Annotated in this window: 21 protein-coding genes and 2 pseudogenes; 11 read left to right on the forward strand and 12 right to left on the reverse strand. The window is 42.5% G+C overall.

Annotated elements, in window-relative coordinates; translation table 11 throughout:
• Positions 1-41 precede the first annotated feature (41 nt).
• Positions 42-962, forward strand: coding sequence for a M14 family metallocarboxypeptidase (locus tag FS373_RS02980; RefSeq protein ID WP_152829004.1), 921 nt, complete (start codon positions 42-44; stop codon positions 960-962).
• Between the two features lie 110 nt (positions 963-1072).
• On the opposite strand, the gene FS373_RS02985 is transcribed toward FS373_RS02980, so the two are convergent.
• Positions 1073-1339, reverse strand: coding sequence for a hypothetical protein (locus FS373_RS02985; RefSeq protein ID WP_144047175.1), 267 nt, complete (start codon positions 1337-1339; stop codon positions 1073-1075).
• Positions 1340-1524: 185 nt separating this feature from the next.
• Here FS373_RS02985 and FS373_RS02990 point away from each other — a divergent pair, with 185 nt between their 5' ends.
• On the forward strand, positions 1525-3474 hold the full coding sequence (locus tag FS373_RS02990; RefSeq protein WP_152829005.1) for a DNA topoisomerase III: 1950 nt from the start codon (positions 1525-1527) through the stop codon (positions 3472-3474).
• Between the two features lie 132 nt (positions 3475-3606).
• On the opposite strand, the gene FS373_RS02995 is transcribed toward FS373_RS02990, so the two are convergent.
• Positions 3607-5478 (reverse strand): methyl-accepting chemotaxis protein, encoded by a 1872-nt coding sequence (locus FS373_RS02995; protein WP_152829006.1) that lies wholly within the window; start codon positions 5476-5478, stop codon positions 3607-3609.
• A 264-nt stretch (positions 5479-5742) separates the two neighbouring features.
• Here FS373_RS02995 and FS373_RS03000 point away from each other — a divergent pair, with 264 nt between their 5' ends.
• Complete coding sequence (locus FS373_RS03000; protein ID WP_185976854.1) at positions 5743-5871, forward strand: GrpB family protein; 129 nt, start codon at positions 5743-5745, stop codon at positions 5869-5871.
• Here the strand turns inward: FS373_RS03000 and FS373_RS31810 are convergent.
• From FS373_RS31810 to FS373_RS03015, 4 genes and pseudogenes are all read right to left on the reverse strand, one after another.
• Positions 5861-6279 (reverse strand): annotated as a pseudogene (locus FS373_RS31810) (transposase); the annotation flags it as partial. The gene FS373_RS03000 and the pseudogene FS373_RS31810 overlap by 11 nt on opposite strands.
• Positions 6280-6285: 6 nt before the next feature.
• Positions 6286-6540, reverse strand: a pseudogene (locus FS373_RS03005) (DDE-type integrase/transposase/recombinase); the annotation flags it as partial.
• A gap of 289 nt (positions 6541-6829) precedes the next feature.
• On the reverse strand, positions 6830-10537 hold the full coding sequence (locus FS373_RS03010; RefSeq protein WP_152829007.1) for a hypothetical protein: 3708 nt from the start codon (positions 10535-10537) through the stop codon (positions 6830-6832).
• Positions 10538-11674: 1137 nt separating this feature from the next.
• Positions 11675-12568 carry a LysR family transcriptional regulator gene (locus FS373_RS03015; protein WP_144047170.1) on the reverse strand — a complete coding sequence of 298 codons (894 nt, stop codon included), beginning with the start codon at positions 12566-12568 and terminating at the stop codon, positions 11675-11677.
• Between the two features lie 222 nt (positions 12569-12790).
• Between FS373_RS03015 and FS373_RS03020 the strand changes: the two genes are divergently transcribed.
• Complete coding sequence (locus FS373_RS03020) at positions 12791-13291, forward strand: lactoylglutathione lyase family protein (RefSeq protein WP_144049033.1); 501 nt, start codon at positions 12791-12793, stop codon at positions 13289-13291.
• 51 nt (positions 13292-13342) lie between these two features.
• Here FS373_RS03020 and FS373_RS03025 read toward each other — a convergent pair whose 3' ends face one another.
• Positions 13343-13537: a DUF4250 domain-containing protein gene (locus FS373_RS03025; RefSeq protein WP_144049032.1), complete on the reverse strand. Its 195-nt coding sequence runs from the start codon at positions 13535-13537 to the stop codon at positions 13343-13345.
• 665 nt (positions 13538-14202) lie between these two features.
• Here FS373_RS03025 and FS373_RS03030 point away from each other — a divergent pair.
• The 4 genes from FS373_RS03030 to FS373_RS03050 all read left to right on the forward strand — a co-directional run bounded on the left by FS373_RS03030 (position 14203) and on the right by FS373_RS03050 (position 17679).
• Entirely contained in the window at positions 14203-15102 is a 900-nt protein-coding gene (locus FS373_RS03030) for a hypothetical protein (RefSeq protein WP_152829008.1), read from the forward strand.
• A gap of 418 nt (positions 15103-15520) precedes the next feature.
• Positions 15521-15949, forward strand: coding sequence for a GNAT family N-acetyltransferase (locus FS373_RS03040; RefSeq protein ID WP_152829009.1), 429 nt, complete (start codon positions 15521-15523; stop codon positions 15947-15949).
• 47 nt (positions 15950-15996) lie between these two features.
• Positions 15997-16602, forward strand: a complete 606-nt coding sequence (locus FS373_RS03045) for a DUF998 domain-containing protein (protein WP_152829010.1) — start codon at positions 15997-15999, stop codon at positions 16600-16602.
• Between the two features lie 135 nt (positions 16603-16737).
• Entirely contained in the window at positions 16738-17679 is a 942-nt protein-coding gene (locus FS373_RS03050; protein ID WP_144047166.1) for a bile acid:sodium symporter family protein, read from the forward strand.
• 116 nt (positions 17680-17795) lie between these two features.
• On the opposite strand, the gene FS373_RS03055 is transcribed toward FS373_RS03050, so the two are convergent.
• Both FS373_RS03055 and FS373_RS31395 read right to left on the reverse strand, forming a co-directional pair.
• Positions 17796-18344 carry a disulfide bond formation protein B gene (locus FS373_RS03055; protein WP_144047165.1) on the reverse strand — a complete coding sequence of 183 codons (549 nt, stop codon included), beginning with the start codon at positions 18342-18344 and terminating at the stop codon, positions 17796-17798.
• Positions 18345-18354: 10 nt separating this feature from the next.
• Positions 18355-18510 (reverse strand): DUF5993 family protein, encoded by a 156-nt coding sequence (locus FS373_RS31395; RefSeq protein WP_185976852.1) that lies wholly within the window; start codon positions 18508-18510, stop codon positions 18355-18357.
• Between the two features lie 379 nt (positions 18511-18889).
• On the opposite strand from FS373_RS31395, the gene FS373_RS03060 reads away from it, so the two are divergent.
• A complete protein-coding gene (locus FS373_RS03060; protein ID WP_144047164.1) occupies positions 18890-19801 on the forward strand; it encodes a cation diffusion facilitator family transporter in 912 nt (303 codons plus the stop codon).
• 146 nt (positions 19802-19947) lie between these two features.
• Positions 19948-20307, forward strand: a complete 360-nt coding sequence (locus tag FS373_RS03065; RefSeq protein WP_144047163.1) for a nuclear transport factor 2 family protein — start codon at positions 19948-19950, stop codon at positions 20305-20307.
• Positions 20308-20432: 125 nt separating this feature from the next.
• Here FS373_RS03065 and FS373_RS03070 read toward each other — a convergent pair whose 3' ends face one another.
• Positions 20433-20972 (reverse strand): glycine betaine ABC transporter substrate-binding protein, encoded by a 540-nt coding sequence (locus tag FS373_RS03070; protein WP_227992517.1) that lies wholly within the window; start codon positions 20970-20972, stop codon positions 20433-20435.
• Between the two features lie 239 nt (positions 20973-21211).
• Between FS373_RS03070 and FS373_RS03075 the strand changes: the two genes are divergently transcribed.
• On the forward strand, positions 21212-21742 hold the full coding sequence (locus FS373_RS03075) for a GNAT family N-acetyltransferase (RefSeq protein WP_144047162.1): 531 nt from the start codon (positions 21212-21214) through the stop codon (positions 21740-21742).
• Positions 21743-21866: 124 nt separating this feature from the next.
• On the opposite strand, the gene FS373_RS03080 is transcribed toward FS373_RS03075, so the two are convergent.
• The gene (locus FS373_RS03080; RefSeq protein WP_144047161.1) at positions 21867-22313 is read right to left on the reverse strand and encodes a DUF924 family protein; all 447 of its coding nucleotides are present in this window, start codon (positions 22311-22313) and stop codon (positions 21867-21869) included.
• A gap of 310 nt (positions 22314-22623) precedes the next feature.
• A complete protein-coding gene (locus tag FS373_RS03085) occupies positions 22624-23379 on the reverse strand; it encodes a putative porin (protein WP_152829011.1) in 756 nt (251 codons plus the stop codon).
• Positions 23380-23818 lie beyond the last annotated feature (439 nt).

A 23818-nucleotide genomic window follows, 5' to 3' on the forward strand; every position in this document is an offset into this window, starting at 1 on the left:
GAGTGTCGGCTTTTTTATTGTTCAAACTTTGGGGAATGAAGATGGTACAGGAAAACACTTATCCAATCGGCGTCACGGGTCAGAAGTGGGGCGCAGCGGAAAAGGTACTCTGGTTAACCAAGCAGACGATTAAGCGTTCCTATCAAGCTGAGGTGGCCGCGAGAATTGCGCCACTTGCCGAGCACTTTCAAGTCGACCAGTATGGCGCCTTGTCTTATAACCCCAGCGAATACCCCTTGTTTGTGGTCAAGTCTACGCAGTGGAGTGAAGATAAACCGACTGTGTTAGTCACGGGCGGGGTTCACGGCTATGAAACCAGTGGCGTACAAGGGGCGATACGTTTCTTGGAAACCAAGGCTAAGGCGTATGAGGACAGGTTTAATATCTTAGTAGCCCCATGTGTTAGCCCCTGGGGATATGAAACCATCAACCGCTGGAATCCCAATGCGGTCGATCCTAATCGCTCATTCTATCGAGACAGTCCGGCCGAAGAGTCAGCGGCCTTGATGGCGTATATTGCAGATTTAGGAATTGATATCACAGTGCATATCGATCTACATGAAACTACAAATACTGATAACTCAGCGTTCAGACCGGCCTTAGCGGCCAGAGATGCGGTGGAACATACCAATTGGAATATCCCCGATGGTTTTTATCTGGTGGGCAATACTGAGCTTCCGGCCGAGGCATTTCAAACTGCAATTATCGAGTCGGTAGAAAAGGTTACCCACATAGCTCCAGCCGATGATGCAGGTAAGCTTATCGGTGTCGCCTTGTCTCAGTTTGGCGTAATTAACTATGCTACTAAGGCTCTGGGACTGTGCGTCGGCTTTAGTGACAGCATCTATGCCACCACGACAGAAGTGTACCCGGATAGCCCTAAGGTAGATGATGAGAACTGTGTGTTAGCGCAAGTTTCCGCAATCACAGGTGGATTGGATTACATCTTACCACTCTCTTAATTACCTATCTTAATCCCTTATGTAAAGTTAGCTGTAGCCACTTATTAGCGTTAACTCTCTTATTGTAGAGTTAACGCTTTATTTATCGTTTTCCAAGCTCAAGCTGTAATTTAAGCTAAATGAACACACCAGACGAGCATCCAGATGGCGAAGAGTACGCTAGCAGCACGTTTACTCACAGTATGTCCCATGCTCAATCCTATGAGTGTGCTGATACAGGTTAAGACTATTTGCATGGTCACCAATAACATCAATTCAAAGATTTTATTGTCAGTGATTAGAGGGGTGATCAACAGGGCGACAGCGGTCACCATGAGGAAATGATATAGAAGTAGCTTATCTAAGCCGCTGCCGGTTTCTGTGGTCGATGCAATCATGATGTACCTGCTTAAAAGATTAGCTAGTCGCTAAATAATAACCAAATGATAATCATTCTCAACTGAATTTACACAATAATAAGTATTGCAGTGCTATTGTAGGGAATTATACCTGCAGTGATTGCAGCTAGTGTCTCTTTAGGCTAAAGTTACTGGTAATTTGTACAGTAGTTTGAGTTCCGCTTATGATTCTTTATATCGCAGAAAAACCTTCCCTCGGGCGAGCCATCGCCGATGTGCTGCCTAAACCCCACAAGAAGGGTGACGGTCATATAATGGCGGCGAACGGTGATTGTGTTTCCTGGTGTATCGGTCATCTGTTGGAGCAGGCTGAGCCCGATAGCTACGATGCCGCATACAAGTCGTGGAAGTTTGAGCATCTGCCCATCATTCCCGAAAAGTGGAAGATGAATCCTAAGCCCAAAACTCGCAGTCAATTGACCGTGCTTAGGGGCTTAGTAAAAAAAGCCTCACAACTGGTTAATGCCGGCGATCCTGACAGGGAGGGGCAGCTATTAGTCGACGAAGTGATCTCTCATTTTGGCGTTAAAGGCGATAAGCTTAACAAGACACAGCGTCTGCTGATCAGTGATCTCAACCCCCAAGCGGTGAGACGTGCATTGGGTCAGATGCGCAGTAATCGGGAATTCATTCCCCTGTCTACTTCTGCTTTAGCTCGTTCTCGTGCCGATTGGCTCTATGGTATGAACATGACCAGAGCCTACACACTACAAGGGCGTAAGGTGGGTTATCAGGGCGTGTTATCAGTAGGGCGAGTGCAGACTCCCTTGTTAGGTTTAGTGGTTCGCCGGGATGAAGAGATAGCTAACTTTGTTTCTAAGTCTTTCTATGAAGTTCTGGCCAAGCTGACTACAGAGAAAAATGAGGCGTTTACAGCCAAATGGCAACCCAGTGAAGCCTGCCAACCTTATATGGATGAAGAAGGGAGAGTCTTGTCTAAAGGGCTGGCACAGAATGTCGCCGGTCGTATCAGTGATAAACCGGCACAAGTTACTCAAGTTACTGCTAAAGATAAGCAGCAAAATGCGCCTCTACCTTATAGTCTATCTTCGCTGCAGATTGATGCAGCCAAGCGATATGGTATGAGCGCCAAAGAGGTGCTCGACACCTGTCAGACGCTTTATGAGCGACACAAGTTGATCACTTATCCCAGATCTGACAGTCGTTACTTGCCGGCGGAGCAGTTTGCCCAAGCCCCTCAAGTCATAGATGCGGTGCTATCAGGGGCGGGTGAGTTAGTCGAAAAAAGTGATAAGCCAGATCCTAAGATAAAATCTAAGGCCTGGAACGACAGTAAGGTCGATGCTCACCATGCCATCATACCCACAGAAAAACGAGCCAACCTCTCGAGTCTTAGCGCTCGGGAGAGGCAAATCTACCTGCAAGTGGCTCGTCAATATCTCGCCCAGTTCTATCCGCCTTACCTCTATAGCGAAACTGAAGTTCATGTGTTGATCGAAGGCGGTCACTTCAAGACTAAGGCAAAGCAGGAAAGGGCGCAGGGTTGGAAGCAGCTATTTGCGCGAAATAATGCTGGTAACGCAAATAGCGCTAGCGCTGGCAAGGAAGACGATGATGAGTCACAGCAGAAGTTGCCAGCCCTGAAGAAGGGTCAGTCTTTGCATTCCGGGGCTGGTGTGCTTATCGAGAAACAGACCCAGCCACCGAAACATTTTACCGACGCCACCTTGCTTGGTGCGATGACGGGGATTAATCGCTATGTGACGGATCCTGAGGTCCGAAAAATATTGAAAGACACTGATGGGCTGGGCACCGAAGCGACCCGAGCCGGCATCATAGAATTATTGTTTAAGCGCACCTTCCTCAGCAGACAAGGCAAAACCATTATTGCCACCGAGGTCGGTAAGGGGCTGATTAACAGTCTACCTTTGAGTGCTACCACGCCGGATATGACTGCACTGTGGGAGAGTAATCTCGATGCCATCAGTCGTAAGGAAGCTAAGTATCAAAGTTTTATGACGCCACTCATCGACTCTCTAAGCAACTTGATCACTCAAGCCGGTTCACAACTGCCGACAGCCTTACAAGGGGTCAAAGCGCCGAAGAGCTCTTTTAAGAAGCGTCGTTACACTAAGAAAAAAGCCAAGAGTTAATCATAGGTCTGATTGGGATTAGATGACCATGAGCCGGGGATGGCTTGTTGAGGGAATTCACACCGATAGAAAAGGGAGAGAATGATTCTCTCCCTTTGGTTATGGCTTGTTATACCAATTGGTATTAATCAATTACAAGATGAAGGTGGATACCTGAGAGCTGAGATCGTTGGCACGATCTTTCAGTTTCTTGGCTTGTGATAAGTCAGCCATCGCCGCCACGGTTATCTCATCGGTGACATCTTTAATTGCGACGGTATTTTGGGTGATTTCACCCGTCACTTGAGTCTGCTCTTCGGCCGCTGTCGCAATTTGTCCCGCCATCTCTGAAATTGCATTGACCGCTTGAGTTATCTCCTCAAGGGCATTGGCCGCCTCATTGACATCTGACACACTGTTACTGGCTAATTCTTGACTACTCTCCATCAAGTTAACGGCCTTCTCTGTTGTGTGTCGTAACGTCTCAATCGTGGTGTTGATCTCTTGGGTTGAATCTTGCGTTCGACGAGACAAGACCCGTACTTCATCTGCGACAACCGCAAAGCCACGACCTTGTTCGCCCGCACGGGCCGCCTCGATAGCGGCATTGAGTGCGAGTAAGTTAGTTTGCTCAGCAATGCCCTGAATTGTCGTGAGAATACTCGAGATAGATTGAGCATGACGGCTCAGATCGCCGATGACATCTGTAGCTTGCTCGACTTCGTTGGCTAAAGAGTTGATGGTGGTGCGAGTCTTATCTACCAGGGCTTTACCATCTTCGCTGCTGGCTGCCGATTGTTGTGCAGCGGTCGCGGTATTTTCAGCATTGGCGGCAATTTCATTAGTCGCACTGGCCATCTCTGTAACGGCTGTGGCCACCATATCCACCTCTTGTTGTTGACGTTGCAGCTCGGTAACAGCCGTTTGGTTGGTGGCTAAACTTTGCTCAGCATCGGCATCGAGTTCGCTGGCTAATTGGCGGATATGACTGATAAGCAGATGTTGACTGCCGACAAAACGGTTAAAGCTATCGGCAAGAACACCGACCTCATCTTGGGTATCGACTTCGATGCGCTGAGTTAAGTCGCCATTACCGTCGGCTATTTTGGCCAGTGCCACAGAGACTCGGTTTAAGGGTCCCAGTAACACGCTAAGTAACCATGAGATTGCTATCACACTCAAAAATAACATTAAGGCTGATAAGCCAAGTTGAGTGAGCAAGAGAGCTGATAGCGGGGCTTCTAAAGTTGCTTTATCCAGTATGAAAATCAATTCCCAATCCGTGTTTGGAATTTCTTCGCCCCAAACCAGCTTCTCTTTACCTTCGCTCTCAAAATATACCGGTAGCAGTGTGCCTGTTTTGCGGCTTAAGTCCGGCAAACCACGGTTGAGTTCACTGTCAATATCACCTATGGGTCGCATCGTTTTGCTCTGGTCTTTGTATGCGATCACCGTGCCGTCTTTATGCATCATGATGGCGTAACCATTCGCCGGTAATTTCATTCTGTTAATACTATCGACCAAACTGTCGATAGATAAGTCACCACCCACAACACCTTGTGAGGTGGGTTGAGCCATGGTAACAACCAGAATGTTATAGGCAACATCGACATAAGGTTTCGTCAAGATAGGACCGCGTTCGCGCATGGCCTGTTGGTACCAAGGTCGGCTGCGGGGATCATAGCCGGTACGGTCGATGCTGGGATCTGAGTCCTGCATCTGCCCAGTTTTAGTGCCAAAATAGGTTAATTGAAAACCTCCGGAATCTTGTGCTTGTTGTAGAGCATTAAGAGGATCGCCTTCTAACTTGGTTGCGACGGCGGCTATGGCACTTTGGCGATCCGATAACCACTCCTGGATCCGTTGGGCTTGTTGATCACCCAAGCGTTGAACTTGCTCAATGCTGCCTCGCATCAAAAGAGATTTTTGGCTGGAATAGCTTTGCCAGGAAAGCAAACCTATGACGAGTGAAAGTGCTATTACGACGGAAATAAGTATCTTTTTCTTGAGCGAGTATGAGTTCATTTGAGATCTAATTATGCAAAGTAATGAAAATAGTGGAGATGCTGAGTGATTAGATAATATTTGATAAGCCTGAATTTCAGGTTAATCTCTTATCTAAAAATTAGCTGATCACCCCATAGTGAATTAAATAAACAAGGCGACCGTTCGGTTTTACATCTAAAGGTGTTAATTTTCGCATATTATGAGCAAATATGCCTTTAAGATAAAGCGCTTAGTTAAGTATTAGTTACAAGTTTACATATGGGGGCATTTGGAATGTCTATTATGAAACCTATCATGATTGTTGAACCTAAGCTTGAATGGTCAAATGAGTTTGATGCAATTGCACAACGGATCCGCGTCTTTGTCGGTGCTGAGGTGCAAAGAATGGATCACATAGGCTCTACCCTGTAGGCTCCCCTCGTAATTCATTCCCCCAACACCCACGAGTACTGAATATTTCGGATAACATTTTCGCGGCGTTAATAAGTTCACTTCGCGAGACTTGATAGTAAACTCGCCGCCTAAGTAGCTCTTTTGCCCATCCTTGCAGCAGAACGAGTTCGGCTGTGGCGTAAACTAAATCCATAGGCGGGATTTTTTAAGTCTCTGAACGTTTTTCCATTTGCATCCGCTTTCGATAAATGTTGACCAGTTTTTTAGGGGCACAGTTTTCATTGTTAAGTTAGTCACTAACGCCAGAGGTTCCTTAGCTGTTCTTCCATAAGCCTATTGGAGTGTATGGTGACAATCAGTCGTCGTACTTCTCTGACCAGTACTGCGCTCCTTAAATATAAGGGTGAGTGGCTTTTTTACGGATAACTCCAGGTAAACAGCTTCAATATTAAAGAGATGATTAATGAAGGCGGATCTCTCCCGCCCCAGGGTTTTACGTTAATCATTACGTAACCATAAATTATTTATCATCCGCAATAATTCGAATACCTGAAGCCTTGACCAGGCTCGTTTTTGTAATTTTAATTCACCGGTAGCGACAGTGAGCTTCTTTATCGGCGCATGATCAGGTTTGATACCATTATTGAAATATTTAACTTGCCGCTGTTCGACATCCGCTCGTAATCGCTGAGTTCGAAACCTTCATCGAGCCCTTTTTTAAAACATGGTAGGTATGTGGCCCTGACCTATCCAAGTGATGGTCTGCTTATCCACTTCAATCTTATATTTCGCAGGACTAAGTTTATGTTTCTTTTGAGGCCTGCGATTCCGTCAGTGCCACTGAATTTAAGTGCCACTGATGAGTGTCCATTGGCTTTATATTAACGGTTAGAGCTAGACGTTAAAAATCTAGCATTAACTAAACAATAGCAACGGACAGCCTGAAAGTTAGCTGAATCTATGTTTTTCAACAGAGTCATGGGGCATCATCAATGTAAGGATAATGTCCACCTGTAGGTTTAGGCTTATCTCTCAATACAGCCGATAGAGTGTCACCTTTGGGCCCAGGAACGATTCCTTTATCATTTAAATATTTGATTGGGTAAGCCAGCTGTTGAGCTTTATCTTCAAGATTATTAATATTCACTAATGCAACTCTCTCTCTTACCTTAACTTCTTGGAGCCTAGTCATACGAGAATCATTACTAGGCATAGACAGCACTGCAGCACGAGCTTTCATTGCTTTATTCTTGACAAACAGGCGAGCGGAAGGTAGCTGCTCTAAGATATTGCGTGCAACGGCATCTTTTTTGTAAATGCGTGCTGTTGCATTATCTATATTTTCAATGACAAAGTTTCTGGAGGCTACGGCTCTTACTGCATCAGTGGGGGCCATCGGAAAACTATGGGATGTGCCTCCTGCAAAAGTTAGATCCCTAGCCATGTCTTTTGAAGAAGAAATAATACTAGAGCCTTTTTTAATTTGGAATGATAAATCTGCTTTAAGTGTCTTTTTAATCATCAAATTACCTAGCCCCCCTGATAGGGACCCCGGTGTACCAGCGATGATGCTATGCACCCCGGGTATGCCTGGAACAATCCCCATAGCATAATTAACCCCAGAAACAGATATTTCTCTTGTGATATTTAAGGCTGTGTACCCTGATATTTTTTTTGCTGAAAAGCTCAGTAATCGAAGCTGATTCGCGGTCTCTTTTGCAATCAAATCAAGTTCACGTATATTCCACAAATACGTAAAAAAGCCTTTTACTTTACGGGGTGGGACTAATTGAGAAGTGGTTGAGGGAGCGGTTAAGAGATGACCATCACCGTCTCCAATAATAGACAACTCAACAGTCCGTGGCTCCATTTCAATTTTATGACGCCATGCAATATATTCTTTGTTGTTGCCATGGTGCCAATTTATACCCTCATTAGAAGACACTTCAAACGTCCCTTTGCGTGTCCTTGCCAGACTATCCGCTCCGTCTGCTGAAATTTTGACTGGTGTTGTTAGATCACCAATAATACGCCCAAGCCCTTTGCCAGCCAAATAGGCCCCTCCTTCAAAAGCCGCCTCAATGGCAACTGCAATCCCAGCATTTTTTAAGTGATTATCACGTTCATCTTGGGTATCACTAATCGCGGCTCTCCCCAGATGTGGAGCTGCAACTAACGCAGAGCCATATACAAACCCCGCAAATGGACTCATAGCTAAAGTAGGTACGAGTAAAAAGATGCTTGTAGCCTCGAGTACTTCAAAGAATTTTAGCGCATTGGCTTCTGAATGAGACCTGATTAATATATCCATATTTTTGGCATATTGGTCTATTATGCCTTCAAACAAATACGAGTAATCGCCGGCTCCCATTGATAGGGTGCTGGCCATGTCATCGTAGTTAGCATCAGAGTCTAACGGGAAATGCATCGAGACCCAATCACGTAGTTGACCCTCTTTTTTAGTGGTATCGATGAAATCATTTATTGAGGGAAATGAATAGGCTTGGTTGGTCGCTAAGGACACCACTTTGATAGGACTATGCTCAGGACTCAGGCCGACGGAGTACGTACTGGCAAGTCTCTGTCCCCCTTTTGAATCAGGGAATATCAATAGCATAGGCGCATTTTGGATGCTGTAGTGCTGATTTTTGTTCAGTCCATGTAATTCAATGACAGAGCTAGCATAAGAATAGAATTTTTGTTTAAATTGCCCATTATTTTTTATTTCTGTAAGCTGAGTAATGTAGCTATTCTGCATATCCACATTTTTAAGCTCTTGAAATAGCTCAGACGAAATATTAGAAGAAAGAACTTTTGAGTCACGCTCTCGGTAACCAAGATTCAACGCTCGCCATTCACGCTCTTTACCCATAAGGATATCCGCGATTGTAAATGTTTTTTCTTGTGTAGGTGAAAGTATACTTATTCCTGCTTGGAGATTCATATCATCAACCTTAGCGCGATATTCAACCAATACCTCATCGAATAAGTTATGCCCTGAGGCTAAGTCATTTAAGGTGTTTTGAAAGGCCTTTCTAGGTGATGGGATATTGGTTGATAAGCTACTTTTTTGACTTTCTACTTTTCGCCATTTATCCATGAACTTGGGGAATTCGGCAATATTGACTTTCTCCTCTTCCAAAAATACTTGAAGTGGTGGTTTAATCTCTTTTGGCCATAAAACATTCACATTTTTGCGGGTTGTAATAGAATGTTGAGTTGCAATGCTACCAAGGTAATCATTAACACTTATGATATTGCGCTCGGTTCTATCTTTATCAATATAGGTGTAAATGAGGTACGAATTAAAGAAACTGTTGATATCCAGCCCTTTGAAAAGGTAGGCATCAATGCCATTGTTAGCCGTTGCGATATTGTGGATTCTTGCCCTTGTATATGCTGAGAGGTAATTATTTTCAGGCTCTCGAGGTGAGCTCTGCAATAGAGTGGAAAGATGCCTTAATTCAGCTTCAACCTCCTCAATTCGCTCTTTAGAGGAAATTGCTAGCCGCTCATATCTAGCTTCATACACGTCTTGATAGCTAGATTCTGGATGGAAATAGAGTGGTGTTGCCTCTCCAAGCTTAGACACTCCTAACTTAAATTCTCTTTGTATGTCATATATCATGCTTTGATGGTTTTTATACTTGTTCAACAGAGATACGAAGCTTTCTTTAGATAGAAAATAAAACAGTGTCTGGAAGGTCGCTGCAATTGTTATGTTTCCATCATATATCTCCAATATGTCATCATAACGAGCGTTAATCCCCACATCAGTCAATGTTTTTTCTATTGTGGCTCTTTGCTTAATGTCTATAGCATCTTCATACTTTTGTACAAGCCTAACTAATGTGTTTTTATCGAAAGAAGCTCCTGTCGTCTCATACAAATAACCACGTTGAAATGATAAACGTAAAGATATAGAAGAAATGATTTCCTGAAAGGTCGTTACAACAATGTTTGATCTTTCGTCAAACATCAACAAATTCATACCATAACTATCGGTGAACTGCGGAAAATCATTCAAGGTTTTCTCAAGAACTTTCTTATCGATACCAAAATTATTTTTATATTCGTTTAACCACGTTTTTAAGGCTTCCTTTTGTTTTGAGGGCAACTCCTCGCTGGTGGCTAGTGCGTTTAAGGCAACAAAAGTATCTTTAGAAGAGGAGGTTTTTGAATGTTCTTTTATTATGGCTCTTAACCAGAGATAATCTTCGTGTTTTTGTTCCTCTTTATACTTTGTATACTTTTGTACAAGCGAAAGAAGAAGTTTTTTATCAAATTGCTCTCCCTTTTCGTACAAATAACCACGTTGAAATGATGAACGTAAAGACTCAGAAGAAATCAATTCCTGAAAAGTAGTTATAACGCCTGATTTGTGGTCAAACACCAATAGGTTCATATCATAACTACCAACAAGCTCAGGTAAATCATTTAACATTTGTTCTAATATTTTCTTGTCGACACCAAAATCATTTTTATATTCATTTAACCACGTTTTTAAGGTTTCCTTTTGCCTTGAGGATAACTTATCGCTGGTAGCGAGCACGTCTAAATCAGGAATTAAATCACTGAAAAAATGAGACCCGGTTACATTTTCTCCTAATGTTTTTCTTAACCAGATATTATTTATGGAATCTTCATTATTTTCCGCAAGGGAGTAAATCGTTTTTTTATTCATTATTTTCCTATAAGGGGCTTTGTGCCTATTTAATCGAAAAAGTTATAGGTAATACAAGATAGTTGATATTTATTGAGCGATTCAATGTACTGCTATTTATTTTAATTTAATCTATAGTGGTATATTTTTGTTTACCCTCCTTATTTATTTCGATATGGTGAGCCTAGAATAGGCAATGAAATTTACAATGTGGCTGTGATTTTATCCCCATCCTTTGATTGATAGAACCAAGTTACGTGGCTCTATCACATTTTCATAAAAGAAAAGGCTCGCAGTTCCCTTCAGCTATAGTTAATCAGCTAAAAAATAGAATTTAACACCTATTCTCCATTCACTTTTACAGCTCAATCTTGCTTTGGGATTCCAATTCGATCTTAATCTATGTTCTGTTTTTTAGTAATAGCGTTGAACTCTGAGGGGAATTATACGGTGATCAACATTAATTTCATGTTCTTCGAGTTCTTGAACGCTAACCTCATATTTATAATGCCAACGTGCTGACTAAATAATAATGCCGTAGAGGAGTTGTCGATATTTAAATCATGTCATTATGGAGTTGAGTAAAGTAAAATTAAAACTTAACTAAGTCAATATTATTTTCAATAGGGCTGAGCATGTGAATGTTTATTTGACTTGAAATGAATTTAATTGTTGTTTGATTGTTAAGGTTGTTGGGCGAAGCCGCTGTGCGGCAGAAGCGATAAACACCATTTTTACTCTCCCATCCTAAATACTACCTGGAGGTGACAAAAGTGGGTCGTAAATCTAGGAGTATTGTCATGAACACATCCGAACATAACTAATAGTACGAAGCGATTTGGTGAATATATTTTAGACTTAAACAAAAATCCACTAAATTGTTTATCAGTCTTCCTAAATCGAATGAACTTTTTTCCGTTAGCGTGATCTGATCTCCCAAGATTATTATGGGTATATTTATTCTGACGTTGCCATTGAAACTACATTAGGTGAATGGAAAACTCGTAAACATGGTAAGGGAAAGCGTCGTACCTGGTGAAAGTTACACCTAGCTGTCGATAGTAATACACATGTAATGCGCAGGTTAAGAGAAGCTTTATCTAGGTGGTTTTCTCTTTAGCTGTATTTGTATTCGTATTTTGGTTTATATGTCTGGAATTAGATAATGGTTAAACATTTTTTCAATTGCTTTTGTATGGTTTGAAAACGGGCGGGGAGTTGACGATTTCGTTTCTGTACCAGATAAAGCTGCTCAGTGACGGCCAGTTTGGGCTTATGAATAGTTACCCGATCTTTATGAGAGAAGCTATCCAATGCACTCTTTGGTAATACGGTAAAGCCTATGCCTTGGGATATGGGCAGCAAGATCTGACTGAGTTGATTGACATAACTGGCGGTGTCGAGTGTATCAATATTGAGCTGAGCAAGCTCAGGTTCGCCGCAGAGATCAAAATACAGAGACAGATAGTGGTCTGCGTCAGGGTGTTTTACCAGTCCACAGCGTTTGAGCACGTCAGCTGTGATGGGCACGCCTTGATACTGTTTAGGCAAAATCAGACATAGGGGCTCACAGCCTAAGGGTTCTGAGCTAAATAGACTGGGACTAGGTAGATGGGTCGCCACTCCTATATCGATTGATCCATTTTGAATATCATCGAGTATCTTATAATTGGGCGCGGCTTCAAGGTAAATGGTTAGCCTAGGGTGTTGTGTCTGCAACTTAAGTAATTCAGGGTAAATGAGCAAGGCTAATGCTCCCGAACAAGAGAGCCTGCATAAACCTGAATAGGGATCATCAAGACTTAGGTTTTCCAGTAGCTCAGTTTCATTACTCGCTAGCTGCAATGCAAAATCATAGACCTGTCGACCTTGCTCGGTGATCTCAAAACTTTTGTTTTCACGCTTTATCAGGGAATGACCACAGGCCTGCTCTAATTTCTTAATTTGCTGACTGACTCCTGACTGTGTCATATAAAGCTTGTCGGCGGTTTGAGTGAAGTGTCCAACCTCGATCAGGGTCTTAAAGGTGTGTAGCCAGGTAGGGTTTAGCATCAGCCAACTCAATATGATTATGTAATAACGAAAAATTATTATAATGAGAAATATTGATAATTTCTAATTATTGTTTAGCTTGAGTATATTGACTTCATCGAAAGCAAGTTCCTTTCAACATTGATTAACGAGGTCACTATGTCTACTCATAATGTCACTAACACTAGTGTAAGTAATACTCATGTAAGTAACGACAACACAGCCCCTGCACTTCAGCAGGCCATGCCTTACCCAAGAACGTTTTCCCATATCGGTATCTCAGTCCTGGATTTAGACGCAGCTGTGAAGTTTTATACAGAGGTGTTAGGTTGGTATGTGCTCATGGAGCCATCGGAAGTTATCGAAGATACCAGTGCCATAGGTGAGATGTGCACCGATGTCTTTGGCGCGGGTTGGGAGCGTTTTCGTATTGCCCATCTGTCGACTGGCGACCGTATCGGAGTCGAGTTGTTTGAGTTTAAGAATCAAGAAAACCCAGAAGATAACTTCGAATATTGGAAGACGGGCATCTTTCACTTCTGTGTTCAGGATCCGAATGTCGAAGAGTTAGCCGAGAAGATCGTTGCCGCAGGCGGTAAGAAACGCATGAAGGCGCCACGCTACTATTACCCTGGAGAGAAGCCTTATCGTATGATCTACATGGAAGACCCATTCGGTAATATCCTGGAGATCTATAGCCATAGCTACGAGCTACACTATGCCAGCGGTGCATATAGCGGCTAACCTATAGTGGCTTAGGTAGAGATGCCATGGACCCGATAATATCTTATCGGGTTATTGCATCTCTCGGTATTGATTACTGACTGAGTCGTAGGTAAAGCCCGCATCAGTCAGTTTCTTCTCTAGTTGCTCTCCGGGGATATCCAGATCATAAAACAATGCCTGCTTATCTTCACAGGTGAGACGCAAGTGCTCATTGACTATGCCGATCAAGATATCACAGCTCAAATCTGCTAAATGGTAATCCATTATTTTTCCTCCCGTTTGTGTCCTTTTACTCTTTAGGTTTAGCCTAGTTAAGCTTGGCTTGCCATTCATCGTTCAATGTTCAATGTTCAATGTTCAATGGCCACATAGGACTTTGAGATCTTATGGATCATGTGTTTGTTGTAGGACTGAAATTCGTATTTCTTGTTTTGTCTACCTGTCCTAAAGTGAAGTTACCTTGATCTGGGTTTTAGTCTATATTCGACTTGTATCAAAGTGCTACTGGTTACTTTGGTATGTTCCAAAATTTGCCTGTTGGTCTCTCTGTTCCGGTAGGTAGATATGCTTCTCAGTCATCACTGGTCCTTTTGGCTGGGAAGCACCCTTTACATCGCTGAAAATATTATTGTGTTAGCCGTTCTGAATCTGTATCCCTTCTTTTACTTTACTGTTCTTTTGCTCAAACCTGTTATGCCGAGACTGCGCTCCTTGAGGGTGCCGAACTGTCTCCCAATACCTTTCACTGCCATATCCTAAAATATATAAGCCTCTTTCTTAGACTAGGTTCTAGCTTGCCAGTGAATCTATGCCGTTATGTAAAGCCTATGTGGGAATCTTTTCCATATTAGTGATTGATAAATAATTGAATCATATGGTTTGCATGTGTAATCTGGGTATAAATCAAACAAGAAATTACTGGGGATTCAATGTTATTTGACGATGCCTTGACAAGGATTGCGGCGATTCATCAGCAGCATGCTATTAAGTGTTTCCTCGCTATCGAGGCATTGAAAAAAAGGTTCGATTGGACAAGTGAAGAATGGGTTCAAATCGACAATTTAGTCTATCTTGATGAGCCTGAATTTGATTGTGCGATATTGAACTCGAATGTCATTCCTTTTGATACTAAAACTCAACGGCGTCATTGGATTTTATCTCACGGTATATATCCACATTCCTACTTTACTATGCAGGAGTGGTTTCAGAGTGCTCAAACTGCAGAGGTTTTTGATTATTATCTAGAGCAGTGCCTGGAGAGTAACCAATATCTTGGCCACAACATCACTATCTTATTTGCCTTTAAAGAGTCGTGGGAGCTGGTTGAAAGTGAGAAGCAACGATTGAGGTTTATTGAGAGGTTCTGTGAGTTTGTTACATCGACCTTCTACGGCAACAACTTCATCGCCTATCCTGTCGAGCAAAGCTTTGTCCCGGATGATACTCCAGATAAATATAAGATATTAAAAGACTGTCTCAGCAATCCTGGCTTTTGGGGACATCATCTTATTTCGCTCACCTGGGTTTTGAAAAAGCAGTATGAGTTATCAGGCGATCAGTTTAATCAGTTAATCTCTAATATACAGCTGCAGTGCCATTGGCGATATGAAGACGAGACGGATAGGCCGAGTATCGATACTCGCTTTGTAGGAACGGTGTCTAGTGACGTACTGGAAGCATACTGTAGAAAATTATTACTGAACAGTGTGAGCAACTTGCATCAAATTACCTTGTCGGAATCTATCGTGTTTCTATTCTCACAAGAGTGGATTAAAGAGGAAGAGAGGGCAAGATTAATTGATGTGTTGGCGTTTTTCTCCAAGTCTTAATCGGTCAAAGATAGATACATAGCTTTGCAGTGCGTCTTTTGTAGATAACTGAGTGATTGAAAGGAAAAGTGGGATTTATGGCGGGCGTAGTAAGTCGTCTGCTTATAAGGATTTGGTGTGGACCGTGGCAACATCCTCAGATACTTCATAGAGCATTGAGGGGCAGGCCAAACTCTCTCTAGATACTATTCAGGCTAACTTATTAGAATTAGACTCTGATAAGACACGTATCGTTTCGGCTCAAGTTTATATTATAAATATGGCAGATAAACCTTGAAGGAGATGTGCTGATTGAAGTGACGGTTACCGCAGTCAGGTGTACATAAATTAAACATAATAAATGTCAGTATAAATGGCTATTTAAACTTTTGTTTTAACTGTTATTTTAACTATTATTTTAACGCTGATGAGGTCATTAATGAGTTTTGAGTTTATTCTTGCCACACTAGACGATAGAGCATATCTATTAAATTTGCGTAAATTGACTATGGTTGAGCATCTCGAGAACTCTGGGCAGTTTTTGTCTGATGCAGAGCATGAGATACGCTTAGATGATGCCTATGCCTGTTCACATTTAATCATTTTCAAAGGAAAAATCATTGGCACGTTAAAGTATCAAGAGGATGACTGCAGAGTTGAGATCATGCAGATTCAAATTCACCCTGATTTTCAAGGTCAAGGATTAGGTAAGAAAGTGATGCAGCAAGTGCTAGTTAAGGCTCGAAATAAGACGGTTGAGCTTACCGTGTTAAAAGATAATCCGGTACTTAAATTATATCAAAGGCTTGGCTTTACCATTACCGGCGAAGATGAGTATGAGTACCATATGCAAGCGACTAAAAAGTAACAGCGAGCATAATCAATGAGAGCTTGCAGTACAAAAGGAGTTGGACATTGTTTGAAATGATAGCGGTGTATTCAGGTTTAATCGCCACGGTTTGGATTTTTGTTGGGGTGTTGATCGTGGCAAGGTGTTATCCAAATTACTCCCATTCAAAACAGTTTTGTAGTGAGTTAGGGGCCTGTGGTAGCCCAACCCAGAAGCTGTCACCTTTAATTAATAATTATCCATTGGGTTTCCTGTTTTGCTTCTTTGGTTGGTACCTAGTCCAGTTAGATGATGTTTCTATTTTGATTAATCTCTCGGGTTGGCTAGTTATCGCTCATGGCATAGGCACTTGGGTCGCGGGTTACTTTCCGATGGACGCCGATCCCTACACTAAAGAACCGACATTTAATTGTAAAGTCCACTCATGGGCTGGGTTTATTATGTTGCTATCACTGTTGATTGCACCGATTCTGGTGGCTATCAGCCCAACAAGTGCACTTATCTCAACAGGATTTCGGGTGTTTTCTATCGTTTCAATGTTGGTGGCCACCTATTACCTTGTTGCGTTAGCTAAAGCGTTTAAAAATCGAGAAAACGCCGGGGGATATCAACGTGTTTCTTATGGCGCGCAGCTGGTATGGTTGAGTGTTTTCTCTGTAGTGCTGGCTTAAAAACAAGCTGCTAGTTGAAAGCGTTATACTGCTCGTTACGCAAATACGCCTAGTAATTGTTGGTTATTTATCCGATGAGTTTATTGCTCATTTAAGAGTGTTTACGAAAATAGACATATGTTTTAAAGAGGTCACATGCTAGAAAATATAAACCGCTTTTTCCCTATCTTTGCACTACTCGGTGCTACAACGGCTTACTTTATGCCCCAGTGGTTTACCGAGCTTAAATTCTTAATTGTGCCTCTGCTGATCATTATCATGCTTTCTATGGGGTTAACCCTTAGCTTAGATGACTTTTCTAGGGCGCTTAAGCAGAAGCGTGCCGTGTTGATGGGGCTAATTCTGCAATTTAGTATCATGCCCACCAGTGCACTGCTTATTAGTTTAGCCTTAGGCTTAGATCGTGACATGGTCATAGGTATGGTGCTGGTGGGTAGCGTGGCTGGTGGCACGGCTTCAAACGTGGTCTGTTATCTGGCAAAAGGCGATGTGGCATTGTCGATCACCATGACCGCACTTTCCACCTTGGCAGGTGTGTTACTCACCCCATTGATTATTAATCTGCTCTTGGGGCAGATGATAGATATTCCACTGTCGGCAATGCTGATAAGCTTGGTCAAAATTGTACTTATGCCAGTGGCTGTTGGTGTGCTAATTAACCACTTTTTCCGCTCTCAGATCGGTAAAATTACGCCAGTACTGCCTCTGGTGTCGATACTGGCCATTGTGATGGCAATCACCATTATAGTGGCATTGAATGCGGGTCAGTTCGATAAGATAGGCCCAATCATATTGGTGGCCGTGGTGTTACATAATGGCCTAGGTTTAGTACTGGGTTATACCTGTTGCCGCTTATTAGGATTCAATCATAAGATCTGCAAGACCATCTCTATCGAGGTCGGCCTGCAAAACTCCGGTCTGGCCACCGCGCTATGCATCAAATTCTTCAGCCCTGCATCGGCGCTACCTGCTGCGATATTCTCTATTTGGCATAACTTGTCTGGTGCTTTGTTAGCAGGATATTGGTCGAGGGAAAAGCAGAAAAGCCTTAAACAGGGTTATGTGGCAGATAAGTAGTGTCCAGAGCAGCATTTACAGAATCAGATTAGCGCTTAGTGTAAGACTCTAGTCGATTGAGGACATAATAAAACGGACAGGGCCAAGGCCGTGTCCGTTTTTTGTTCGAGTCTGGTTTAGTTGAATAGCCAGTACTGAACAGGATCTGCAGGGCATTCGAATGGACCACATTCTGCGAAGGTACTCAATACATTCATCAGAGTGACTAAAAGCACTGCGCCAACAGCAAGCTTACTCAGTAGAGGCATTTTAGACAGACTTTGATGTTTTACCTCTTGATACTGAGAGGAAAACGACAGCATGACACCAGTGCCTAATATGATCACCGAGAACGTGATAAAGGCCCAGGTATAAAAATGATATGAGAGGAATGGATCGCCATAGAAGGGCGTCCCTGGGATGACGTGCAGTGCCACTTGTCTAAGGGCTACAGCAGCGCCAAATAGTGCACCGAATAACATGATGCCGTAGTGTGAGGTTCTCGGACCATAAATGACGTTACAGAGCAGGCCAAACATGACGGCAACAAAACCAACCCTTTGCAGCAAGCACAAGGGGCAGGGGAGTTCTCCGGCAGCAAATTGAGAGTAAAAAGCGAATGCCAGTACTAAAGATATGGCTATGGCGCCAAGCGCATTGAGTTGTCGCGAAAATGATTCAGTCATCTTAAGCCTCCTATAGTAAAATTGAGAGTGTGTCAGTTGCATGGTGTGAGAACCAGTACAGGCTCACCATAAGAGAGACACCAAAGCCATAGAATGCCAAGTTGCGTTTGCCCTGTACCGCTAAAATCATAGCGATAAAGAACAAACAGAATATCAATGCCATCATAATTATTCCCCTAAATTATAATTGGTTACGTGGATATGCTTTTAGAATATATCTTATGTTTATTTACTTAAGCAAGGAGTAAATTAGTCAGAATAATTGGCTCAACATTACTATAAATACACATTTTCAAAAGGAAGTAAGTCTTGAAACACTTGTTGATTATATGTATCAGTAAATGGTGATGATAATCAACATGATAATTGGTTTACTGCTCATAGGTGTTAATTTTTATTGTCATGGATACGATTTAAAAATTTTGAGTGGGGCAATGTAAATTATTCAATAATCTTAAGCTTCCAAGTAACCTAGGCTTGAGTTAGCCAGCATTACATAAACGATGGTATAAGGTATTCTCACATTTTTATTAAGGAATGAATCAATGACACAGGATCACGACCATAACGCAGCGGGACACTCACATGGCTCGGGGAATCAAAGGGCGGTTGGTATCGCAGCGATTCTAACCGGCGGCTTTATGATTGCCGAAGTTATTGGTGGCATTGTGTCAGGATCGCTAGCCTTGATAGCCGATGCGGGTCATATGCTGACGGATTTTGTTGCATTGAGCTTAGCCTGGTTCGCTTTTCATCTCGCTAAACGTCCAGCGTCCTGGCAAGCCACTTATGGTTTCGATCGTTTTTCGGTATTGGCCGCCCTTGTCAATGGCCTGTCTCTTTTCCTGATTGCGGCATGGATCTGTTTTGAAGCCATTAAGCGGCTTAATGAGCCCGTGGAAGTCCTTGGCGGAACTATGCTTTTGATTGCCGTCGGTGGTCTGATTGTTAATATTCTCGCTTTTTGGATCTTGACCCGAGGTGAGAAGGACAACCTGAATATCAAGGCGGCACTCTTACATGTTGCAGGAGATTTACTTGGGTCTGTCGGCGCTATCATTGCGTCCTTAGTCATTATCTATACTGGCTGGACGCCTATAGATCCTATTCTCTCAGTGTTTGTTGCGATCATCATTCTACGTTCAGCCTGGCACGTAGTGCGTGAGAGCGGACATATTCTGCTGGAAGGGGCACCACGGGGTTTCGATCGACGTAAGCTTATTCAGGACTTGGAAGCTGAGCTGTCAGATGTGATTAAGGTGCAACATGTCCATGCATGGTCTATCACTCAAGAGCGGCCTATGATCACCCTCGAAGTTGATGTCAAAGAAGATGCAGACATAGGTCAAGTAAAAATGGCAGTAAAAACCTTGCTGAAAGAGCGCTTTGCAATCGCGCACTCAACCGTTGAAATTAATCAATACAGCCAGAAGCAGGAGGCTGATCTCAAGGATTAAAACCGCAACCATGCTGAATAATGTTTTATGGGATGCTGGCGTTATTTGCTATGTATTTGGTGACAGGCGATAAAGGCAGAGACAGCACAAGATTAGTCGATAACTTCTATAGTTAGATAGTACAAAAAACTATAGGAAAGAAACTAATGAGTTTAGCGGATATAGTGAAAGCAGGTTGGGAAGCCGTTGACACTGGTGATTTTGACACCTTAGTGGCTGATTATGCTGAAAAGATGACATTCATTATGCCGGGGCAAGCCGATGTTTTAGAGGGACGTCAGGCATTTCGCTCAGCTTTGGATGGTCTTGGGGATATTCTCCCACCAGGTTTTGAAATCACTGGTTTGCGTCAAATAGAGGGAGAGAGTGAAGTCGTCTCCATTGTTGAGTGGAAGTCAAATAAAGTGGCAAGCTCTCAGCTTGCGGTCTTGTTCAAGTTCGAAGGGAATAAAATCTTTGAGGAACGATGGTTTGTCGATACTGAGCAATGGAAAGGCACATTTTGAGTTAGCTTCGAATGAAGCTTCGTTCAGAGAGTTTTAATATGTGGAGTATTGTCCTGAGCTTACCGCTGTATCTAAACTCTCTGAACATCAAGGTGGCCATTTAATCGCTCAATCCCTTAACTGTTTCAGCATGACGATTGACTTAACCATGCCTTGGTCACAGTATCTATAGGCTTGCCTTCTCGAGATACTTGGTAATCAAGCGTTGCAATGATTTCATTTGAAAAGCGCAGTGCATCTAGTCGGTCTAATTGTGCCTGAGTAAATAGAGAGGCGCGGTCCTGACGTAGCAAAAGCACGGCTCTGTCTAGGATGCCTAGCAAGCCTTTTGGCTCTGATATTTCACGAATTTGGTAGCTGTGGTGCAAGAATTGCGGCTTCCATAGCGGTACGATAATCCACTCTTTATTGTTTACGGCTGTCTCAAAGGCACTAAAGCAGTCTTCTTCGCTGCCAGTATGAAAAAAGTAACCTGCATCCTTAAGGCCATATGTATCCATTATTTTGGTTGAGAAACGAGTGATCCCCGCACCTGGATTAATGCCTTGAATATCTTTATTCATTCGAGCAATAGCACCGGGTTTGACTAAGTCGCTGACTTGCAAAACCGCATCTTCTGGTACGTAATCAGGCACTCCCCAAAGTGCATAAGGTTCGTAATGCAAACCTAACTCAAGTAAAGGCTCGACGGCAACCATACTGACGACAACAGATCTATTTTGCCTGATTTTAGCTTAGCGAAGTTGTCTTGGTGAGTAGAATAACAAGCTAGTGTGGCTTTATTTGCTGGGTATGATATTTTTCTTGAGTAAGCTGCGATAGTTTTGCTTATAACCGTTTAACTTACTGGTAAGTTAATTAATGGCGCTCTTAAGCCTTCAATATTCAATTTGTGGAGTCAGTAATGGAGCAAATCTTGCTGGAAACTGAGAGACTCATCCTACGCCCATTTGAGTTATCAGATGCCGTTCAAGTTGCCAATTTGGCTGGTGATCCCAAGGTATCAAGTTCAACCATGAATATTCCTTACCCCTATACCTTAGACATGGCAAAGGGGTGGATATCAACCCATGTAGCTAGATGGCAGGATAGCTCAGGATTAATTTATGCCGTAACGGAAAAAGAAACTGATCGATTATTGGGCACGGTCAGTTTGGTACAAATTTTCGGTAAAAAAGCCGAGTTGGGCTATTGGTTTGGTGTGCCTTTTTGGGGACTTGGTTATTGCTCAGAGGCTGTTACAGCACTGATCGACTTCTCTTTTACTAAATTGGGCATAGATCATCTCCATGGAGAACATTTATCAAGCAACCCAGCTTCGGGTAGGGTAATGATAAAAAATGGTATGAAGCCTGTGGCGAGTATAAAGAGAGAGAACCGAGACGGCTTACTGTCCAGTGTTGAGACATATGAAAGAAAATGTCCTCAGATATAGTTCTTACCTAAGTTCATTTTTATGAGTAATTGTTTCTCGTCATTCCGGTAGAGTTGTTGGGCTGGAATCCAGAGGCTTGTGGTGTTGGGATATGTCATTCAAGGTCGTACTTTTATCCAGTCCATTATCCAATGGAGGAAGCTTGTGTAAACCAGGTAAACCACGCTTTTTTCTCATCTTCAGATGCTTGAGATTCCATTCCTTTAAGAAGTAGCAACAATAGCCTATGGTCTTCAGCTTTTGATGAATAAAATAGTGGATCGTAAAAACATCGACGTTGAACTAACTTTAATTGGGAATCAAATCCTTTTCTTATCCCCTCAATACAGAGCAATTTAGCCTCTTCATGTAGCGCTTTATCATTGTCTTTGAGTAAGTAAGCCACAGGACCAAACAGCAAGATCAGTGATAACCTCCCTGGCGGGCATTTATTCCAAGCATTCAATTTTTCCGCCTTAGCAAGCTGAAGGAGATCGAACCATTGCAATTTTACATCATTGGTGAGGGATTCAAGCTCAACTCCATTCCCTTTATCGTATATATCGAACCATTGATTTAGGAAATTATTCACTTTTGTATAACTCCAGTTTGAGCAAGGATTTTATGGTTTTATCGTGTAGCTATTGTTGAGGTAAATATAGAACTTGAATAATTTTGGGCACCAACAATGCTTTTTTGGCCAAAGAAGGCAATTATTTAAAATGATCTTCTCTATAGTGAAGGGGAGATCAATGATGAGCTACTGTCCTAAAGAACAGTTGACGCGATGGTGATCTTCTCTGTGAATCCAAAGGGCATAACGGAATTTAAATAAACGTCATGTGAAAGCCCAGGGCTGATGAACCGCCCTGAGCGCCATATAAGTTTGTATGACTACAGGATTAGAAACGACCTGTGAGTGCGATACCTAAACCCACACCGTCGATATCCCCATTAATGATTTTTGAGACAGCGAAGTTAGCGGAAAAATCATCAGAGATGCGTAACCAATAAGCTGTCCTGATATCGAAATCCCCATCATCCGAATCACGCGTATACCCTGAGCCAACAGACCATGAGTTGGATACGTACCAGTCAGCGCCTAAGGTGTAGTTGTTTTCTGAGTCGGCATGTAGCCAGTTTGCTGATAAATCAATACCAGGCGTGGAGTCTAATTCTAAATAACGACGAATGGTTAATCCGTAACTTTCCTCTGCATTGTCATCTGTGCCATCATCAAAAAAAGCTGAAAATGAGGTGTTATCATTAATATAATAACCCAGTTCAACGCCGTAAGTGTTGAGGTCAACATTGCCGATACTGTTACGTTGGTAGTTTAGGCCCACAAACCAATTGGAATCGAAGACATAAGTGCCATCAACACCGACGGTATCAATATTTTTGTCATCAAAATTAGTATAGAGTGCCCCGATATTAGATTCTTGAGCCAGAAATCCATTGAGTGCGTAAGGGCTGGTGTTTTGTTCTACAGGATTAACATAGTATCGGTAGTTGACGCCTAGAATCCCATCTCCCATTTCATCTGAGTTGGTCAAGTAACCGACACTAGCTTCATGTTGAAAGGCATTATCCTCGGCAGCCATTGCGTTTACACTTAATAGGGCTATCGCCAATGTTGAAGCTGTAAATAATCTCATTCTCTTTCCTTGATATATCACGTTGATAACTGCATAAAGTTAAGCGAATTTAAAGGATTCAGCCTGTTTACAGGCTGAATTTTTAGTCGCCACACAATATGTGGGGGCATAAGGTAAACATAAAACAGCTAGAATGTGAATATAAAAAGTAAATTAAACCAATGTGTTGCAATATTGTTCCCTTTCCCTTTTTGTGGCGCTGTTTGTGTTGAGACGCCTGCAGAGTGGTGTCTGAGTGTAAAGTGCGTGGTAGGTTTTATAGAGGTGTTCTGCGTAAAAGATGCTGGAGTGTTATATATGTTATCTAATTTGGTTTTTGAGCGATAAAACCTGTCGCAATACGGGGTATAATGAGTGGATAAACTCAGAGTTTAAGCGTTTTCTGAGTCCATTTGAGCTTATTCGCTACGCCCCTTTATTTTGATCGACTTCTCTTTTA

It is taken from the genome of Shewanella sp. YLB-07, from assembly GCF_009377275.1.

What these genes read in the sequence shown, in the direction of transcription:
- FS373_RS02980 (WP_152829004.1), top strand. Translation starts at nt 42, where the DNA reads ATGGTACAGGAAAACACTTATCCAATCGGCGTCACGGGTCAGAAGTGG.
- FS373_RS02985 (WP_144047175.1), bottom strand. Translation starts at nt 1,339, where the DNA reads ATGATTGCATCGACCACAGAAACCGGCAGCGGCTTAGATAAGCTACTT.
- FS373_RS02990 (WP_152829005.1), top strand. Translation starts at nt 1,525, where the DNA reads ATGATTCTTTATATCGCAGAAAAACCTTCCCTCGGGCGAGCCATCGCC.
- FS373_RS02995 (WP_152829006.1), bottom strand. Translation starts at nt 5,478, where the DNA reads ATGAACTCATACTCGCTCAAGAAAAAGATACTTATTTCCGTCGTAATA.
- FS373_RS03000 (WP_185976854.1), top strand. Translation starts at nt 5,743, where the DNA reads ATGAAACCTATCATGATTGTTGAACCTAAGCTTGAATGGTCAAATGAG.
- FS373_RS03010 (WP_152829007.1), bottom strand. Translation starts at nt 10,537, where the DNA reads ATGAATAAAAAAACGATTTACTCCCTTGCGGAAAATAATGAAGATTCC.
- FS373_RS03015 (WP_144047170.1), bottom strand. Translation starts at nt 12,568, where the DNA reads ATGCTAAACCCTACCTGGCTACACACCTTTAAGACCCTGATCGAGGTT.
- FS373_RS03020 (WP_144049033.1), top strand. Translation starts at nt 12,791, where the DNA reads ATGCCTTACCCAAGAACGTTTTCCCATATCGGTATCTCAGTCCTGGAT.
- FS373_RS03025 (WP_144049032.1), bottom strand. Translation starts at nt 13,537, where the DNA reads ATGGATTACCATTTAGCAGATTTGAGCTGTGATATCTTGATCGGCATA.
- FS373_RS03030 (WP_152829008.1), top strand. Translation starts at nt 14,203, where the DNA reads ATGTTATTTGACGATGCCTTGACAAGGATTGCGGCGATTCATCAGCAG.
- FS373_RS03040 (WP_152829009.1), top strand. Translation starts at nt 15,521, where the DNA reads ATGAGTTTTGAGTTTATTCTTGCCACACTAGACGATAGAGCATATCTA.
- FS373_RS03050 (WP_144047166.1), top strand. Translation starts at nt 16,738, where the DNA reads ATGCTAGAAAATATAAACCGCTTTTTCCCTATCTTTGCACTACTCGGT.
- FS373_RS03055 (WP_144047165.1), bottom strand. Translation starts at nt 18,344, where the DNA reads ATGACTGAATCATTTTCGCGACAACTCAATGCGCTTGGCGCCATAGCC.
- FS373_RS31395 (WP_185976852.1), bottom strand. Translation starts at nt 18,510, where the DNA reads ATGATGGCATTGATATTCTGTTTGTTCTTTATCGCTATGATTTTAGCG.
- FS373_RS03060 (WP_144047164.1), top strand. Translation starts at nt 18,890, where the DNA reads ATGACACAGGATCACGACCATAACGCAGCGGGACACTCACATGGCTCG.
- FS373_RS03065 (WP_144047163.1), top strand. Translation starts at nt 19,948, where the DNA reads ATGAGTTTAGCGGATATAGTGAAAGCAGGTTGGGAAGCCGTTGACACT.
- FS373_RS03075 (WP_144047162.1), top strand. Translation starts at nt 21,212, where the DNA reads ATGGAGCAAATCTTGCTGGAAACTGAGAGACTCATCCTACGCCCATTT.
- FS373_RS03085 (WP_152829011.1), bottom strand. Translation starts at nt 23,379, where the DNA reads ATGAGATTATTTACAGCTTCAACATTGGCGATAGCCCTATTAAGTGTA.